Origin of the sequence: Curtobacterium sp. MCBD17_034 (assembly GCF_003234515.1) — a bacterium.
GTDB lineage: Bacteria > Actinomycetota > Actinomycetes > Actinomycetales > Microbacteriaceae > Curtobacterium.
Map to the genome: position 1 here is coordinate 1 of NZ_QKTN01000011.1, position 17,104 is coordinate 17,104.

General features: G+C 71.1%; 16 protein-coding genes. 1 reads left to right on the plus strand and 15 read right to left on the minus strand.

Annotated features, from left to right (window positions below; genetic code table 11):
• Positions 1-209: 209 nt before the first annotated feature.
• The 15 genes from tyrS to infC all read right to left on the minus strand — a co-directional run bounded on the left by tyrS (position 210) and on the right by infC (position 16,334).
• Positions 210-1,520, minus strand: a complete 1,311-nt coding sequence (tyrS, locus tag DEI92_RS14385; RefSeq protein ID WP_181434947.1) for a tyrosine--tRNA ligase — start codon at positions 1,518-1,520, stop codon at positions 210-212.
• A gap of 37 nt (positions 1,521-1,557) precedes the next feature.
• Complete coding sequence (locus tag DEI92_RS14390) at positions 1,558-2,217, minus strand: DNA-3-methyladenine glycosylase (protein ID WP_258370218.1); 660 nt, start codon at positions 2,215-2,217, stop codon at positions 1,558-1,560.
• Positions 2,214-3,653 (minus strand): argininosuccinate lyase, encoded by a 1,440-nt coding sequence (gene argH, locus DEI92_RS14395; protein ID WP_111013996.1) that lies wholly within the window; start codon positions 3,651-3,653, stop codon positions 2,214-2,216. Before argH ends, DEI92_RS14390 begins: the two co-directional genes overlap by 4 nt.
• A gap of 14 nt (positions 3,654-3,667) precedes the next feature.
• A complete protein-coding gene (locus DEI92_RS14400; RefSeq protein WP_111011138.1) occupies positions 3,668-4,864 on the minus strand; it encodes an argininosuccinate synthase in 1,197 nt (398 codons plus the stop codon).
• Between the two features lie 59 nt (positions 4,865-4,923).
• Positions 4,924-5,853: an ornithine carbamoyltransferase gene (gene argF, locus DEI92_RS14405; protein ID WP_111011137.1), complete on the minus strand. Its 930-nt coding sequence runs from the start codon at positions 5,851-5,853 to the stop codon at positions 4,924-4,926.
• Positions 5,850-7,046, minus strand: coding sequence for an acetylornithine transaminase (locus DEI92_RS14410; RefSeq protein WP_111011136.1), 1,197 nt, complete (start codon positions 7,044-7,046; stop codon positions 5,850-5,852). Before DEI92_RS14410 ends, argF begins: the two co-directional genes overlap by 4 nt.
• Positions 7,043-8,020: an acetylglutamate kinase gene (argB, locus tag DEI92_RS14415; protein WP_111011135.1), complete on the minus strand. Its 978-nt coding sequence runs from the start codon at positions 8,018-8,020 to the stop codon at positions 7,043-7,045. Before argB ends, DEI92_RS14410 begins: the two co-directional genes overlap by 4 nt.
• Positions 8,020-9,216, minus strand: a complete 1,197-nt coding sequence (argJ, locus tag DEI92_RS14420) for a bifunctional glutamate N-acetyltransferase/amino-acid acetyltransferase ArgJ (RefSeq protein WP_258370219.1) — start codon at positions 9,214-9,216, stop codon at positions 8,020-8,022. The genes argB and argJ overlap by 1 nt, the downstream gene beginning before the upstream one ends.
• Entirely contained in the window at positions 9,213-10,271 is a 1,059-nt protein-coding gene (gene argC, locus DEI92_RS14425; RefSeq protein ID WP_111011134.1) for an N-acetyl-gamma-glutamyl-phosphate reductase, read from the minus strand. The genes argJ and argC overlap by 4 nt, the downstream gene beginning before the upstream one ends.
• Before the next feature lie 77 nt (positions 10,272-10,348).
• Positions 10,349-12,841, minus strand: a complete 2,493-nt coding sequence (gene pheT, locus DEI92_RS14430; RefSeq protein WP_111013997.1) for a phenylalanine--tRNA ligase subunit beta — start codon at positions 12,839-12,841, stop codon at positions 10,349-10,351.
• Positions 12,841-13,881, minus strand: a complete 1,041-nt coding sequence (gene pheS / locus DEI92_RS14435) for a phenylalanine--tRNA ligase subunit alpha (RefSeq protein WP_111011132.1) — start codon at positions 13,879-13,881, stop codon at positions 12,841-12,843. The genes pheT and pheS overlap by 1 nt, the downstream gene beginning before the upstream one ends.
• Before the next feature lie 98 nt (positions 13,882-13,979).
• Positions 13,980-14,801 carry an RNA methyltransferase gene (locus DEI92_RS14440; RefSeq protein ID WP_111011150.1) on the minus strand — a complete coding sequence of 274 codons (822 nt, stop codon included), beginning with the start codon at positions 14,799-14,801 and terminating at the stop codon, positions 13,980-13,982.
• 184 nt (positions 14,802-14,985) lie between these two features.
• The gene (gene rplT / locus DEI92_RS14445) at positions 14,986-15,372 is read right to left on the minus strand and encodes a 50S ribosomal protein L20 (RefSeq protein WP_111011131.1); all 387 of its coding nucleotides are present in this window, start codon (positions 15,370-15,372) and stop codon (positions 14,986-14,988) included.
• Positions 15,373-15,418: 46 nt separating this feature from the next.
• Entirely contained in the window at positions 15,419-15,613 is a 195-nt protein-coding gene (gene rpmI, locus DEI92_RS14450) for a 50S ribosomal protein L35 (protein WP_111011130.1), read from the minus strand.
• Between the two features lie 88 nt (positions 15,614-15,701).
• Entirely contained in the window at positions 15,702-16,334 is a 633-nt protein-coding gene (gene infC / locus DEI92_RS14455; RefSeq protein ID WP_111014025.1) for a translation initiation factor IF-3, read from the minus strand.
• 324 nt (positions 16,335-16,658) lie between these two features.
• Here infC and DEI92_RS14460 point away from each other — a divergent pair, with 324 nt between their 5' ends.
• Positions 16,659-17,006 carry a DUF1844 domain-containing protein gene (locus DEI92_RS14460; RefSeq protein ID WP_111014026.1) on the plus strand — a complete coding sequence of 116 codons (348 nt, stop codon included), beginning with the start codon at positions 16,659-16,661 and terminating at the stop codon, positions 17,004-17,006.
• Positions 17,007-17,104: the final 98 nt, after the last annotated feature.

The following is a 17,104-nucleotide window of genomic DNA, read 5'->3' on the forward strand; positions in this document are numbered from 1 at the left end:
TCGCTCCGGGACACTGTCCCGGCCGCTCCGCCGCACCTTTGGGGTGACGAGTGATTACTTTACGCACCACCCCACCACCCAGCAAACCACCCCACATCCCGGGCGTGTCGCAGCCGCCTCCAGGATGCACCGCCAGTGCTGATGGACGCCCCAGGTACGACAGAACGCCCGTCCTCACCGGGAGTCCGGGCGTTCGTGGTCGAGGCGGTTCAGCCGATGGTGACGCCGGCCAACGTCTTCTTCCCGCGCCGGAGCACGACCACTCCCCCGGCCAGGACATCAGCGTCGATGCGCGCGGTCGGGTCGGTGACGCGCTGGTTGTTCACCGAGACCCCGCCCTCCTCGACCGCACGCCGGGCCTTGCCGAGGGACTCGACGAGTCCGGTCTCCACCAGCGCGCGTGTGACGTCGACGTCGGGTGCGAGCGTGACCGACGGCAACTCCGCGATCGCGGCGCGGAGGGTCCCCGCGTCCAGGGCGGCGAGGTCACCGTTGCCGAACAGCGCCGACGCGGCCTCGATCGCCGCCCGCGTCGCCGCTTCGCCGTGCACCAGCGACGTCACCGCGAACGCGAGCGCGCGCTGGGCTTCTCGCCGGAAGGGCTCGTCCGCCACCGCCTGCTCGAGCCGCTCGATCTCGGCGCGCGAGAGGAACGTGAACGCCTTGAGCCGCTCGATCACGTCCGCGTCCGCCGTGTTGAGCCAGAACTGGTAGAACGCGTACGGCGTCGTCATCTCCGGGTCGAGCCAGACGGCGTTGCCCTCGCTCTTGCCGAACTTCGTGCCGTCGGAGTTCGTGATGAGCGGAGTCCCGAGCGCGTGGACGACGGCACCCTCGGTGCGGCGGATCAGTTCGGTGCCGCTCGTCAGGTTGCCCCACTGGTCGCTGCCGCCCGTCTGCAACGTGCAGCCGTACTGACGGTGGAGCTCGCGGTAGTCGAGGCCCTGGAGGATCTGGTAGCTGAACTCGGTGTAGCTGATCCCGGCGTCCGAGTTCAGCCGAGCTGCCACCGCGTCCTTGCGGAGCATCGTGTTGACGCGGAAGTACTTGCCGATGTCACGCAGGAAGTCGATGGCGGACAGCGGCGCCGTCCAGTCGAGGTTGTTCACCATGCGCAGCCCGTTCTCGCCGTCGGGACTGAGGAACCGCGACACCTGCGCGCGGAGGCGCGTCACCCACTCCTCGACGGTCGCGCGGTCGTTGAGGGTCCGTTCGGCGGTCGGTCGGGGGTCACCGATGAGCCCGGTGGACCCACCGACCAGGCCGAGCGGCTTGTGGCCGGCCAGCTGCAGTCGGCGCATGAGCAGGAGCTGGTACAGGTTCCCGCAGTGCAGGCTCGGCGCGGTCGGGTCGAACCCGCAGTAGTACGTCAACGGACCGGCTTCGAGCGCTGCCCGCAATGCGGTCTCGTCGGTCGAGACGTGGACGAGCCCGCGCCACTGCAGTTCGTCCCAGATCGAGTCGAAGGACGGGTCGTTCTGCTGGCGCGTCAGGACCTCGGGAACGGTATCGCTGGGCACCCCGTCATCGTAGTGCGCGTCGCCCACCCGACTGCGCTCAGTCCGTCGCCTGGGGATGGCGCCGGTACGAGGACACGGTCGGTTCGCCCGTCAGCCAGAATCGCCACGGGAACGCGCGCCCTCCCGCCACGCCCCCGACACCGACCCGCGGGCCGACGGAGATCCGCGGTCTGCCGTCCGCGAGGGATTCGTCGAGGAGCGCGGTCGTCGACGAGGCGAGTCGCTCCTCCAGTCCGTCGGCGAAGCGGAGGACGTAGGGTCCGCGGCCGTCGAGCACGCTCGAACCGTCGTCCGCGAGCATCGCGCCGAGCGCCTGACCGAGGTTGCCCGGCCCGCGGGCGAGACCGACGTCGGGCACGCGGTCACCGCGTCGCTCCCGCGCAAGCGACACGCCCTCGACCACCGCGCCCGCGCGCAGCAACGACCCGGAGGCGAATCCGTCCGGTCCGCTGACGACGTTGAGGCAGGTGTGGATGCCGTACGAGCGATAGGCGTACAGGGTCCCTGGCGCACCGAACAGGTGACGGTTGCGCTGCCGCGGACCGCGGAACGCGTGCGACCCCGGGTCGGTCTCGCCCATGTAGGCCTCGACCTCGGTGATGCGCACGGTCACGCCGCGACCGGTGATGGTCGCACCGAGCAGCGCGGGAGCAGCCGCCAGCGCGGGCTCGCCGAGCACCCCCGCCTCGTCGATCACGCGAGCGGCGCCGCCTCGGTCAGCGATCGGATCCGAGCGGTGAGGGCCACGACCTGTTCGGCGACGCGCTCCGGTGCCGTCCCTCCGGCACCAGCGCGACTGGCGACGCTCCCCTCGACGGTCAGGACCGAGCGGACGTCCGGGGTCAGGTGTTCGGAGACGGACCGGTAATCCGCATCACTCGGTTCGTCGAGCTCGAGGCCGCGCTCCTCGCAGAAGCGCACCAAGGCACCCGAGATCTCGTGCGCGTCACGGAACACCACACCGCGGCGCACCAGCCACTCGGCCACGTCCGTCGCGAGGGAGAACCCCTGCGGCGCGAGCGTCGCCATGCGCTGCGTGTCGAACTCGACGGTCGCGACCATGCCGGTGAACGCCGGGAGCAGCACCTCGAGTTGCGTGACGGAGTCGAACACCGGCTCCTTGTCCTCTTGGAGATCGCGGTTGTACGCCAACGGGAGTCCCTTGAGCGTCGCGAGCAGCCCGGTGAGGTTGCCGATGAGGCGGCCGCTCTTGCCGCGTGCGAGTTCCGCGATGTCCGGGTTCTTCTTCTGCGGCATGATGCTCGACCCGGTCGAGAACCCGTCGTGCAGCCGGACGAAGCCGAACTCCTTCGTGTTCCAGACGATGAGTTCCTCGGCCAGCCGCGACACGTCGATCCCGATCTGCGCGGTGACGTAGGCGAATTCCGCCACGACGTCGCGCGACGCCGTCGCGTCGATCGAGTTCTCGGTGGGGCGAGCGAATCCCAGGTCTGCCGCGACCGCGGCGGGATCGAGACCGAGTGAGCTCCCGGCGAGCGCACCCGCGCCGTAGGGGGACGCGGATGCCCGGGAGGCCCAGTCACGGAAGCGCTCGAGGTCACGGACCAGCGGCCACGCGTGGGCGAGCAGGTGGTGCGCGAGCAACACCGGCTGCGCGTGCTGCAGGTGCGTGCGCCCGGGCATCACGGCGTCACGGTGGGCGTCCGCCTGCGCACTGAGCGCGTCGATGAGGTCCACCAGCAGGTGCCCGATCCGTCGCGCGTGGTCGAGCAGGTACAGCCGCACCAGCGTCGCGATCTGGTCGTTCCGGCTGCGGCCGGCCCGGAGCTTCCCACCGAGGTCGCCCCCGATGTCCTCGATGAGCAGACGCTCGAGCGCCGAGTGCACGTCCTCGTCGTCCTGGCCCGGTCGGGCCGTGCCGGCCGCGACCGCAGCGTCCAGGCGGTCGAGACCGTCCAGCATCCGGCTGAGTTCGTCCTCGGACAGGTACCCGGCCACCGCGAGGGCGCGGGCGTGTGCCCGCGACCCCGCGATGTCGTACGGCGCCAGCTGCCAGTCGAACTGCGTGGACCTGCTCAGTTCGACGAGCTCCGGGGAGGGACCGCTGCTGAACCGCCCGCCCCACAGCGCGCCGGCCTCGCCGGCCCTGCTCGTGCTCTGCTCGTCCGCCATGCCGCCGCTCCGCCTCAGTTGGCCAGGTCGCGCCGAGCGGAGATCTTGCTCGGCAGGGACCAGATCTCGATGAAGCCCTTGGACAGCGACTGGTCGAACGTGTCGCCCGTGTCGTACGTGGCGAGGTCGAAGTCGTACAGGGACTGCTCGCTCCGACGGCCCGTCACGGTCGCACGGCCGCCGTGCAGCTGCAGGCGGATGTCACCGGACACGTACTGCTGGGTGTCCTCGATGAACGCGTCGAGGCTGCGCTTGAGCCCGGAGAACCAGAGACCGTCGTACACGAGGTTCGCCCACTCGGACTCGACCCCGCGCTTGTAGCGGTTGACGTCACGTTCGAGCGTCAGGCTCTCGAGTTCCTCGTGCGCCGCGATGAGCGCCATCGCGGCGGGCGCTTCGTAGACCTCGCGGCTCTTGATGCCGACGAGCCGGTCCTCGACCACGTCGATCCGCCCGACGCCGTGCTTGCCCGCCAGTGCGTTGAGCTCCTGCACGATGCGGAGTGCGCTGAAGCGCTGTCCGTCGATCGCGACCGGAACGCCGTGCTCGAACGTGATGGTGACCTCGTCCGCGGCGCGCTCGACCGTCGGGTCCTGCGTGTACGAGTACAGGTCCTCGATCGGCGGGTTCCAGGGGTCCTCGAGGAACCCGGTCTCCACGGCGCGGCCCCAGACGTTCTGGTCGATCGAGTACGGCGACTTCTTGCTCTGTTCGATGGGCAGGTCGTGCTCCTGCGCGTACACGATCGCCTTGTCGCGCGTGAGAGCGAGGTCCCGGACCGGCGCGACACTCGTCAGGTCGGGGGCGATCGCGGCGACCGCTGCCTCGAACCGGACCTGGTCGTTGCCCTTGCCGGTGCAACCGTGGGCGACGCTGTCCGCGCCGAGCTGCTTGGCGGTGAGGGCGAGGTGCTTCGCGATGAGCGGCCGGCTCAGGGCGGACACGAGCGGGTAGCGCTTCTGGTAGAGGGCGTTCGCCTTGAGCGCCGGCATCAGGTAGTCGTCGGCGAACTCGTCCTTGGCGTCGACGACGATCGACTCGACGGCGCCGCAGTCGAGCGCGCGCTGACGGATGCGGTCCATGTCCTCGCCGCCCTGGCCGACGTCGACGGCGAGTGCCACGACCTCCTTGCCGGTGGCGTCCTTGAGCCATCCGATGCCGACGGAGGTGTCGAGCCCTCCGGAGTACGCGAGTACGACGCGGTCTGCCATGGTTCTCCTTCTCAGGGGATGCGGGGGTGCGGGGTGGTGGATGTCGTCGCGGGCCGAGGTCAGTCGGCCGCGTGGTCGAGGAGCCAGGCGAGGAGGGCCTTCTGCGCGTGCAGTCGGTTCTCGGCCTCGTCCCAGATGATGCTCCGCGGACCGTCGATGACCGCTTCGGTCACCTCGTAGCCGCGGTCGGCGGGCAGGCAGTGCATGAACACGGCGTCGTCGGCGGCGTGCGCCATGAGCTCGTCGTCGACGCGGTACCCGGCGAAGGTCTCGAGGCGCGCTTGCTTCTCGTCCTCCTTGCCCATGGACACCCAGGTGTCGGTGACGACGACGTCGGCACCACTCACCGCCGCGACGGGATCCGTCACGACGAGGGCGGAGCCACCGGTCCGCGCGCCGACGCGCTCGGCGTCGGCGACGACCTGCCGGTCGGGTGCGAACGCGACGGGGGCCGCGACACGGACGTGCATGCCCGCGGTCGTCCCCGCGAGCAGGTAGGACTGGGCCATGTTGCTCGCGCCGTCGCCGACGAAGGCGATCGTCTGGCCGGCGAGCGTGCCCCGGTGCTCGCGGATCGTCAGGAGGTCCGCGAGGAGCTGGCAGGGATGGAAGTCGTCCGACAGCGCGTTCACGACCGGCACCGTGGTCCCGGCGGCCATCTCCTCGAGCCCGGCCTGCGCGTACGTGCGCCAGACGATGGCGGACACCATCCGTTCGAGCACGCGCGCCGTGTCGGACGGGGTCTCCTTGCCGCCGAGCTGACTGTTGGCGGTGGAGATGATGAGCGGGCTGCCCCCGAGGTCGCTGATGCCGACGTGGAACGACACGCGCGTCCGGGTGGAGGACTTGTCGAAGATGACCGCCACGCTCTGGGGCCCCGCCAGCGGCTTCGCGCCCCAGCGGTCGACCTTCATCGCCGCGGCGAGGTCGAGGATCTCGAGCTGCTCCGCCTGGGTGAGGTCGTCGTCCCGGAGGAAGTGGCGGGTCATGCCGCTGCCTCCATCGCCTGCGCGAGGATCACCAGGAACTCGTCGATCTCGGCGTCGGACACGATGAGCGGCGGTGCGATCCGGATGGATGACTCGTTCGGAGCGTTGACGATGAGCCCGCGCTCGAGCGCGGCCGTGTTGATCGCGGGGGCGACGGGTCGGGTGAGTCCGATCCCGACGAGGAGGCCCTCGCCCCGCACCTCGTCGACGAGCGGGCTGCCGATGGCTGCGATCCCGGCGCGGATGCGCTCGCCCTTGCCGCGCGCCGCCTCCACGAGCCCGGTGGTCTCGATCTCGCCGAGCACGGCGTTCGCGACCCGCGTCGCCAGCGGGTTCCCGCCGAAGGTGGACCCGTGCTGGCCTGCCGAGAACAGGTCGGACGCCCACCCGAACGTGACGAGTGCGCCGATCGGGAAGCCTCCGGCGATGCCCTTCGCGATCGTGATCGCGTCGGGCGTGATCCCGTGCCCCTGGAAGGCAAACCACGACCCGGTGCGTCCCACGCCGGTCTGGATCTCGTCGAGGATGAGCAACGCGCCGTGCTGCTCCGTCAGCGCTCGCGCCGCCGCGAGGAAGCCCTCGGGCAGGTCGACGACGCCGGCCTCGCCCTTGATCGGTTCGAGCACGAGTGCGGCGACATGGTCGTCGATCGCGGCCTCGAGCGCCTCGATGGTGGAGTCGATGTGTTCGACCCCGGGGATCATCGGCTCGAAGTCCTCGCGGAGGGCGGGCTTGCCGGTGAGCGCGAGGGCACCCATCGTGCGTCCGTGGAACGAGTTCTGCAACGCGAGGATCCGCGTGCGGGACCCGTCGCCCTTGTTCAGCCGTGCGAGCTTGAACGCGGCTTCGTTCGCCTCGGCCCCGGAGTTACCGAAGTAGACGCGACCCGCGTCCCCCGCGCCGGTGATGCGCTTGAGGCGTTCCGCGAGCTCGAGCTGCGGCGGCGTGGCGAAGTAGTTCGACACGTGCATGAGCTTCGACGCCTGGTCCGTCACGGCCTCGACCACCGCGGGGTGGGCATGACCGAGCGAGTTCACGGCGATGCCCGCCAGGAAGTCGAGGTACTCCTTGCCGTCGACGTCCCACACCCGGCAGCCGCGGCCACGCTCGAGCATGATCTTCGGTGGGGTCAGCGATCGCATGAGCGACGCGCCGAACCGGTCGTTCCAGCCAGTCTGGGTCGTCATGCTCATGCTTCGTTCCGTTCGTCAGCAGCGGCCGGGTGTCCGGGCGCGCGTCGTTCGTTGGGGATGACCTCGGTGCCGGCACCGCGCAGGGTGAACACCTCGAGGAGGATGGAGTGCGGGATACGGCCGTCGATGATGGTCGCGCCGCCGACGCCCGCGACCACGGCATCGAGACAGGCGGTCATCTTCGGGATCATGCCGGACTCGAGGCTCGGCAGGAGTTCCCGGAGTTCGTCGACCGAGATGAGGTCGATCACGGAGTCCCGGTCGGGCCAGTTCCGGTACAGCCCCGGCACGTCGGTCAGCATCATGAGCTTCGACGCGCGCAGCGCGATCGCCAGGGCTGCCGCCGCGGCGTCGGCGTTCACGTTGAGGGCCTGCTCCGGATCGCTCTCGTCGATCGCGATGCTCGACACCACCGGGATCCGGTTGGCCTCGATCGCGGCGAGCACCTCGGTTGGGTCGACCTCGGTGATGTCGCCGACGTGACCGAGGTCGAACTCCTCGCCGTCGATGACCACGCCGCGCTTGTGCCCGGAGAACAACGAGCCGCCGTCGCCGGACACGCCGACCCCGAGTCCGGCGCCGTGCTCGTCGAGCAGGTCGACGATCTCGCGGTTGACCTCACCGGCCAGGACGTCGCGCACGACCGTGATCGCTTCGGTCGTGGTCACGCGGTACCCGCCACGGAACTCCGACGCGATGCCCTGTTGCTCGAGCGCGGCCGAGATCTGCGGGCCGCCACCATGCACCACCACCGGGTGGAGCCCCGCGTAGCGCAGGTAGACCATGTCCTCGGCGAACGCGCGCTTGAGGTCGTCGTTCACCATCGCGTTGCCGCCGAACTTCACGACGACGACCTTGCCGGAGTAGCGCTTGATCCAGGGCAGCGACTCGATGAGCGTGGCGGCCTTGACCGCGGCGAGTTCCTGGTCCTCGGTGAGGAGTCCGTCGTTGTCCACGTGTGTTCCGTTCGCCATCAGCTCGAGTACGCGCTGTTCTCGTGCACGTAGTCGTGCGTCAGGTCGTTCGTCAGGATCGTCGCCGCGTGGGGGCCGACCCCGAGGTCGATGTGCACGTGCGTGTCGCGCGGCGTCAGGTCGACCTGGTCGCTCGGGCGGTCCGGAGCGCCGGCGTGACACACGCGGACCCCGTTCATGCTGACGTCGACCGCGTACGGGTCGAACTCGGCGTCCGTCGTGCCGATCGCCGCGAGCACCCGCCCCCAGTTGGGGTCGTTGCCGAACACGGCGGCCTTGAACAGGTTGTTGCGGGCGACGCTGCGCCCGACCGTCACCGCGTCGTCCTCGCTGGCCGCGCCGACGACCTCGATCGCGATGTCGTGGCTCGCGCCCTCGGCGTCCTGCTGGAGCTGACGCGCGAGGTCCGCGCACACCGCGGTGAGGGCCTCCTGGAAGTCACCGACCTCGGGGGTCGTCCCGGAGGCGCCGGAGGCCATGAGCACGACCGTGTCGTTCGTGGACATGCAGCCGTCGGAGTCGACGCGGTCGAACGTGACGCGTGTTGCCGCGCGGAGGGCCTGGTCCAGCGCGTCCGACGCCAGGTCGGCATCCGTCGTGATCACCACGAGCATCGTCGCGAGCCCGGGCGCGAGCATCCCGGCGCCCTTCGCCATGCCACCGATCGTCCAGCCGTCGACGGACACCACCGACTGCTTGGCGTGCGTGTCGGTGGTGATGATCGCCTCGGCTGCCGCCGGACCGCCGTCGGTGCTGAGCCCGGCGGCAGCCAGTCCGACACCACGGAGCACGCCCTCGCGGAAGGCCTCGCCCCCGACCCCGATGAGGCCGGTCGAGCACACCACGACGTCAGCTGCACCGACACCGATGACGTCGGCCACCGCCTCGGCCGTCTGGTGCGTCGTCTGGAACCCGAAGGACCCGGTGAAGCAGTTCGCACCGCCCGAGTTGAGGACGACCGCACGCGCGACGCCGTCCGCGACGACCTGCTGGGACCAGATGACCGGGTTCGCCTTCGCCCGGTTGCTCGTGAACACCGCGGCGACCGCGTCGGACGGACCGTCGTTGACGACGAGGGCGACGTCCGGCTTGCCACTCGGCTTCAACCCGGCGGTCACGCCCGTCGCGCGGAACCCGGCCGCGGCCGTGACGCCCTGGAGGGACGGCACCGCGGTCCCGTCGGTCACCGCGGTCACGGGGCGACTCCGTCGATCGAGAGACCGAGCGTCTCCGGCAGACCGAGCGCGATGTTGGTGGACTGCACAGCGGCACCGGCCGTGCCCTTGGCCAAGTTGTCCAGCGCCGAGATCGCGACGACGCGTCGAGCGGCCTCGTCGACCGCGATGCCCACGAGCGCCGTGTTCGCACCGACCGTGTCCGCGACGCGCGGGTACTCGCCCTCGGGCAGGAGGTGGACGAACGGTTCGTCGGCGTACGCCTGTTCCCAGGCCAGCCGGACGTCGTGCGCGCCCACACCGGGCGCGAGCCGCGCGGACGTGGTCGCGAGGATGCCCCGGGCCATCGGGACGAGCACGGGTGTGAAGGACACCCGCACCGACGAGGCCCCGGCGACGCGGAGGTTCTGCTGGATCTCCGGCACGTGCCGGTGGGTGCCCCCGACCGCGTAGGCGGACGCGGACCCCAGGATCTCGGCGGCCAGGTAGGTCGTCGCGAGCTTCTTGCCCGCACCCGACGGCCCGACGCTCAGCACCGCGACGATGTCGTCCGTCTCCACGACGCCCGCGGCGACCCCGGGCGCGATCCCCAGGGTCACGGCGGTGACGTTGCACCCCGGTACTGCGATGCGCTTCGTCCCGACGAGCTCGGACCGTTGCTTGGCGGCGGCGCCCGATCCGCCGGCCCGCACGAGTTCGGGTAGACCGTACGTCCACGCGCCGTGGTACGCACCGCCGTAGAACGCCGACCAGTCGGCCGGGTCCGTCAGACGGTGGTCCGCACCGCAGTCGACCACGAGCGCGTCGTCCCCGAGCTGCTCGGTGATCGCGCCGGACTGGCCGTGGGGCAGCGCGAGGAACACGACGTCGTGCCCGCGCAGCTGCTCCGGGGTGGTCTCGGTCAGGGTGAGGTGTGCGAGCGAGCGGAGGTGCGGCTGCGTCGCGATGAGCGGTTGTCCGGCGTTCGAGAACGCCGTCACCGTCCTGACGTCGAACTCGGGATGGGCGGAGAGCACGCGCAGGAGCTCCCCACCCGCGTAGCCGCTGGCTCCCGCCACGGCGACGGATACGGACATGGGTTCCACCTTGATGATCGGACTTCGGTCGAGGGAGTCGGAGGCGGCGACCCCGGGCGAGGCTGATCCCGAGTGGATCAGTCGCGCAGGGTCGCCCCGAATCGCTCGCCGGCACGTCGGACGGCGCCGTCTCGGGCCTCGGTGGCCTCGGCGGCGGTCAGCGTGCGGTCCGTGGCGCGGAACCGCAGCGCGAAGGTCAGGGACTTCTGTCCCTCCGTCACGCCGGCGCCCCGGTAGTCGTCCACGAGGCGAGCATACTCCAGCAGCGGACCGGCGCCATCGCGGACGGCGTCGAGCACCGCGCCCGCCGGCACACCCACGTCGACCACCAGGGACAGGTCCTGCGTCGCCGCGGGGTAGGAGACGATCGCCTCGGGCAGGACCGCGGCGGGGGCCGCAGCCACCAGGGCGTCGAGGTCGAGTTCGACGACCGCGACCACGCGCGGCAGGTCGGCGTCGGCCGTCGTCGACGGGAGGAGCTCGCCGACCACGCCGACGGGGTGATCGCCGACCGACACCAGGGCCGCACGGCCGGGATGCATCGACGGGTGTTCCGTCTGCGCGACGGTCAGCTCGGCGCCGACCGCCCACGCGACCGTCCGCGCCACGTCGAGCGCGTCGGCGACGCCGTACGGCTCGGCCGCCACACCGGGCTGCTTGAGGAGCCGCGACCCCGTCAGCAGGGCCGACACGTGGGTGGGCTGCGCCGGGAGCGACGCGGTCATCGCGGCGAGGGTGGCGTCGTCGGGACGCTCCGCACCGCGCGGGATCGTCGTCGTGCCGAGTTCGGCCCCCACGGCGGGCAGGAACACGGAGGCCGCCTCGAACACCGCGACGTCGACGAGGCCTCGCGCCGTGTTGCGACGGGCGATGTCGACGAGCCCGGGCAGACCGGAACGACGGAGCAGGTGCAGCTCGCTGTCGAGTGGGTTCGCCAGTGCGACGCTCGGACCGCCGGCCGCGTCGATCCCGGGGAACGCATCAGCCGTCGCCGTGGAGACGAACGGTGCCGTCACGACCTCGACCAGGCCCTGGGCCGCGAGTGCCGCGACGACGCGGCGACGGGCACGCTGGGCACGGCTGAGGCCACGTCCGGGCGGCGCGACCGGCAGCACGCTCGGGATCCGCGCGTAGCCGACGATGCGCGCGACCTCCTCGATCAGCGAGACGCCGTCGACGAGGTCCGGCCGCCATGACGGCGGCGTGACCGTGAGCAGGTCCGCGTCGGTCGTGACCTCGGCGCCGACGGACCGGAGGGTCTCGACGACCTCGGCCTCGGTGTAGGCCACGCCGACGACGGACTGGGGCGCATCGAGACGCATCGACACCGCCGGGCGGGGCGAGCGATCGACGACCGTCGATCCGAGGTCGTCCGCGGTGCCACCCGCGAGCTCGACGAGGAGCTCGACGGCGCGGGCCGCCGCAGCCTCGGCCACGAGGGGGTCCACACCCCGCTCGAACCGCTTCGAGGCCTCGCTCGGGAGCTTGTGCCGACGGGCCGACCGAGCGATGGACACCGGATCGAATCCGGCGGCCTCGATGAGGACGTCAGTCGTCCCCGTTCCGATCTCGGTGCGCGCGCCGCCCATGACGCCCGCGAGCCCGACCGGGCCGGCGTCATCGGCGATGACGAGGTCCTCGGGGTCGAGTCGGCGTTCGACGTCGTCCAGGGTCACGAGGGTCTCGCCCGGCGTCGCGCGGCGGACGGTGAGCCCGCCCTGCAGCGCGCCGAGGTCGTAGCCGTGCAGGGGCTGGCCGAGTTCGAACATCACGTAGTTCGTGATGTCCACGGGCAGCGAGATGCTCCGGACGCCGACGAGTCGGAGCCGCGCGATCATCCAGGCGGGCGTCGGGCGGGTCGGGTCGATGCCGCGGACCACGCGCGTCACGAAGGTCCGGGCGCCCACGGTGCCGCGGATCGGTGCGTCGTCCGCGATGGTGACCGCGAAGCCGTCACCCGACCGCGGAGCCGGACGCTCGGCGGGGTCGTGGAAGGTCGCCCCCGTGGCGTGGGCGTACTCGCGCGCCACGCCACGGATGCTGAACGCGTACCCGCGGTCGGGGGTGACGTTGATCTCGACCGCGGCGTCGTCGAGCCCGAGGAGCGCGATCGCGTCCGCGCCGACCTCGGGCTCCATGCCGAGGTCCGCGAAGCGGAGGATGCCGTCGTGGTCCTCGCCGAGGCCGAGCTCGCGGGCGGAGGCGATCATGCCGTCGGACACGTGTCCGTACGTCTTCCGGGCGGCGATCGGGAACGGACCGGGCAGCACGGCACCAGGCAGCGTGACGACCACGAGGTCACCGACGTCGAAGTTGTGCGCGCCGCAGACGATGCCCCGCGGTTCCGGTTCGCCCACGTCCACCTGGCACCAGTTGATCGTCTTGCCGTTCTTCTGCGGCTCCGGCACGCGTTCGAGGACTCGGCCGACGACGATCGGCCCCGTCAGGTCGAACGCGTGCTCGGCCTCTTCTTCGAACCCGACCGACACGAGGGCGGCGTGGACGTGCTCGAGGGTCGCGTCCTCGGGCAGGTCGACGGACTCACCGAGCCATCGGAGTGGGACGCGCATCAGACCACCGTTCCGAACTGCTGCGAGAAGCGGATGTCGCCCTCGACCATGTCACGCATGTCGTTGAGGTCGTTGCGGAACTGCAGCGTCCGCTCGATCCCCATGCCGAACGCGAAGCCCTGGTACTCGGACGGGTCGATGCCGGCCGAGCGGAGCACGTTCGGGTTGACCATGCCGCACCCACCCCACTCGACCCAGCGCGCGCCGCCCTTGGCGTTCGGCTGCCAGACGTCCATCTCGGCGGAGGGCTCGGTGAACGGGAAGTAGTTGGGCCGGAGCCGGATCTGGGCGTCGGCGCCGAACATCTGCCGCGCGAAGTGCTCGAGCGTGCCGCGCAGGTGCGCCATCGTCAGTCCCCGGTCGACAGCGATGCCCTCGACCTGGGTGAAGACGGGCGTGTGCGTCGCGTCGAGTTCGTCCGACCGGTACACGCGCCCGGGCGCGATGACGTACAGCGGCACACCGCGCCCCAGGAGCGATCGGACCTGGACGGGCGACGTGTGCGTGCGCATGAGCAGGTGCCGCTCGACCGGCTCGACGAACAGCGTGTCCTGCATCGCGCGAGCGGGGTGGTCCTGGTCGAAGTTGAGGGCGTCGAAGTTGAACCACTCGTGCTCGAGCTCGGGGCCCTCGGCGACCTCCCACCCCATGCCGACGAAGATGTCCGCGATCGTCTCCTGCAGCAACGACAGCGGGTGTCGCGCGCCGGGCTGGTGGCGCACCGGCAGCGCCGTGACGTCGACCCGCTCCGACTCGAGGCGGGCGCGTTCCTCGGCCACGGCGAGGACGGCCTCTTGCTCGGCGATCGCCTGGTTCACCCGCGCCCGCGCCTGGCCGACGAGCTTGCCGGCCTCGGCCTTCTGCTCCTTCGGCACCGTCCGCATGGACGCGTTGAGCCGCGCGAGCACCGACTGCTCGCCGGTGTGTTCGGCGCGGGCGTGCTTGAGCTCCGCGACCGTCGTCGCGGCGCGGACGGCGACGAGTGCCGACTCCACGGCAGCGGCGACCGCCGGCTCGCTGATCTCGAGTGGTTCTGACACGGTACGCAAGCCTACCGGGCAGGCGTCGGGCCTCCCGGTACACCGTCCGGACCGTGGACAGCGACGTGTGCTGCCCGGCGGTGGAGGACCACCAGCGGTCAGGACCGGTGCGCGAACGCGCTCTCGTACAGACAGACCGACGCCGCCGTCGCGAGGTTCATCGACTCCGCCTGGCCGTAGATGGGCACCCGGACCGCGCGGTCGACGAGGGCCAGGTCCGCGGCGGTGAGTCCGCGGGCCTCGTTGCCGAACACCCAGGCGGTCGGACCGTCGAGCATGCCGTCGCTCCGCACCACCGGGAGTTCGTCGCCCGACACGTCCGCCGCGAGCACGGTGTAGCCCGCGGCGCGTGCTCGGTCCACTGCCGAGGCCAGCTCGACACCGACGGACACGGGGACGTGGAACAGCGACCCCGTCGTCGACCGCACCACCTTGGGGTTGTAGGGGTCGACGCTCCGCCCGGTCATCACGACGGCCTGCGCGCCCGCGGCGTCCGCGGCACGGATGATCGTGCCCGCGTTGCCCGGATCGCGCACCTGTTCGAGGATCGCCACGAGACCGGGCAGACCCGCGTCCTCGCCGGCGCCCGGCCGGAATACGTCCTTGACCGACGTCGGGAACTGCTCGCACACGGCGACCACACCCTGCGGCGTGACGGTGTCGGCCATCGCCTCGAGGACCTGCTCCGTCACGAACACGACCGGGAGGTCGGCAGCCGCCGCGGCCTCGCCGAGCTCTGGATGGCGCTCGAGAGCCGTGGGGGTCGCGAACAGGTCGTGGAGCAGCTCGGGCCGGAAGCGCAGGGCCTCGGACACTGCCTGGGGCCCCTCGAGCAGGAACCGCCGCGTCTCGGCGCGGACCTCCTTGCGGGACAGCTGTGCGACCGTCCGGACGCGGGAGGAGCGGGGGTTGTCGAGCAGTTCGGTCACCCGCCCAGTGTGGCAGGGACTGCCGTCACGCCCGTCCGAGCCGCGTGCGCCGCGGGCCGGGAGGCGCGGGCCGGGAGGCGCGGGTCGGGCCCGCACCGGACCTCCCGACCGCCCCCGGGACAGCGAGCGGGCCCGACCACGTGACGTGGTCGGGCCCGCTCGGGTGCGCGATGGCTCAGGCAGCGGCCTTCGGCGCGGACGTGTCCGCCGGGAGCGCGTTCTTGGCGGTCTCGACGAGCGCCGCGAAGGTCTCCGGGTTGTTGACCGCGAGGTCGGCGAGGATGCGGCGGTCGACCTCGACACCCGCGAGCCCGAGGCCCTGGATGAGGCGGTTGTAGGTCAGCCCGTTCGCGCGCGACGCGGCGTTGATGCGCTGGATCCAGAGGCGACGGAACTCGCCCTTCTTGGCGCGGCGGTCGCGGTACGCGTAGACGAGGGAGTGGGTGACCTGCTCCTTCGCCTTGCGGTACAGGCGCGACCGCTGACCGCGGTAGCCCTCGGCGCGCTCGAGAACGACGCGACGCTTCTTGGCGGCGTTGACCGCCCTCTTCACTCTTGCCATGGTGGTTTCCTAACGTTCCGGGTCGGCGATGGTCGGCGAGGGCCGATCAGTGGCCGAGGAGCTTCTTGACGGCCTTGACGTCGGCCTTCGCGAGGACCTGGTCCTCGTTGAGGCGGGCCTTGCGCTTGGCGGCCTTGACCTCGAGGTTGTGACGCATACCAGCCTGCTGCTTCATGATCTTGCCGGAGCCGGTGATCTTGAAGCGCTTCTTGGACCCGGAGTGGGTCTTCTGCTTGGGCATGTGGGTGCCTTTCCGTACGGGGTGTGGGGGTCGTGGTGCCGCAGCGCTGCGACGGGGCCGGACGGCCCGGGTGGTGCTCGGAGCGGTGTTACTCGGCGGCGCTCGGCGACTCGGCCTCGGCGGCTGCCTTCGCGCCCTCGGGGTTCGACTGCGCGCGGTTGGCGGCGCGGACGGCGGCCTTCTTGGCGTTCGACTCGGCCTTGGCGTCCGACTTGTTCTTGAGCGGCGAGATCACCATCGTCATGTTGCGGCCGTCCTGGGTCGGTCGCGACTCGACGACGCCGTACTCCGCGATGTCCTCGGCGAAGCGCTGGAGGAGACGCACGCCCTGCTCCGGACGCGACTGCTCACGGCCGCGGAAGAGGATCATGGCCTTCACCTTGTCACCCGCCGCGAGGAAGCCCTCGGCGCGCTTGCGCTTGGTCTCGTAGTCGTGTGCGTCGATCTTCAGACGGAACCGGACCTCTTTGAGGATCGTGTTCGCCTGGTTGCGCCGGGCCTCCTTGGCCTTCTGCGCGGCTTCGTACTTGAACTTGCCGTAGTCCATGATCTTGGCCACGGGCGGCTTCGAGTTCGGAGCAACCTCGACCAGATCCAGCTCTGCCTCTTGCGCGAGGCGGAGGGCGACGGCGATGGGGACAACGCCGACCTGCTCACCACCAGGGCCGACGAGTCGGACCTCGGTGACACGGATTCGGTCGTTGGTACGGGGATCGCTGATGCGGAACTCCTTCGTGAAGTGGTCTCCGTCCGGCGGTTCGGCCGGGACGGGGCACGCGATGCGAGGAGTTCGTACGCACGGATCGACCCGTGGTACCCGCCCGACCCCGACCCGTGGGGCCGGACGACCGTCGGGACGCCCTGTCGGACAGGACGCCACCGTCGGCGGAGCGGTTGTGACCCGGTAACCTGTGGTGCGCGGTCGCGGGTGGGAGAGACTCCTCTTGTTCGCGCTGCTGCCGGTGCGTGAGCACGTGGACAGCAACTGCCGGTCAGAGTCTAGCAGAGGAGCACCGTGACCAACAGCCCGGACGAGGCCCAGCCCATCGCGACGGACGAGTCACCCGAGGAGGGCGGTGCCGCCCGGGACATCGCGGAGGTCCCCGCGGTCGAACTCATCAACACCGTCAGCATCCACCTGCTCAGCGCGGCCGCCGTCCAGGTCGGGCTCGCGGACGACCCGGACTCGCAGACGGACCTCGACGAGGCGCGGAAGCTGATCACGGCCCTGGCCGGGCTGGTCACCGCTGCCGCCCCGGAGATCGGCGACCACCACGCCCGTCCACTCCGTGACGGCCTCCGGAGCGTGCAGCTCGCCTTCCGCGAGGCGTCGAGCATCCCCGATGCACCGGGGCAGGGACCGGGCGAGAAGTACACCGGGCCGGTCAACTAGGGCGCCGCGGGCCGGTCGACCAGCGCGCCACGGTCCGCTCACGCGACCCCGCGCGCTCCGGCCGGACGACCCAGCGCTCCGCCCCGACGGCCCAGCGC

What these genes read in the sequence shown, in the direction of transcription:
- argH (WP_111013996.1), bottom strand. Translation starts at nt 3,653, where the DNA reads ATGGCGGACGAGCAGAGCACGAGCAGGGCCGGCGAGGCCGGCGCGCTG.
- DEI92_RS14400 (WP_111011138.1), bottom strand. Translation starts at nt 4,864, where the DNA reads ATGGCAGACCGCGTCGTACTCGCGTACTCCGGAGGGCTCGACACCTCC.
- argF (WP_111011137.1), bottom strand. Translation starts at nt 5,853, where the DNA reads ATGACCCGCCACTTCCTCCGGGACGACGACCTCACCCAGGCGGAGCAG.
- DEI92_RS14410 (WP_111011136.1), bottom strand. Translation starts at nt 7,046, where the DNA reads ATGAGCATGACGACCCAGACTGGCTGGAACGACCGGTTCGGCGCGTCG.
- argB (WP_111011135.1), bottom strand. Translation starts at nt 8,020, where the DNA reads ATGGCGAACGGAACACACGTGGACAACGACGGACTCCTCACCGAGGAC.
- argC (WP_111011134.1), bottom strand. Translation starts at nt 10,271, where the DNA reads ATGTCCGTATCCGTCGCCGTGGCGGGAGCCAGCGGCTACGCGGGTGGG.
- pheT (WP_111013997.1), bottom strand. Translation starts at nt 12,841, where the DNA reads ATGCGCGTCCCACTCCGATGGCTCGGTGAGTCCGTCGACCTGCCCGAG.
- rplT (WP_111011131.1), bottom strand. Translation starts at nt 15,372, where the DNA reads ATGGCAAGAGTGAAGAGGGCGGTCAACGCCGCCAAGAAGCGTCGCGTC.
- rpmI (WP_111011130.1), bottom strand. Translation starts at nt 15,613, where the DNA reads ATGCCCAAGCAGAAGACCCACTCCGGGTCCAAGAAGCGCTTCAAGATC.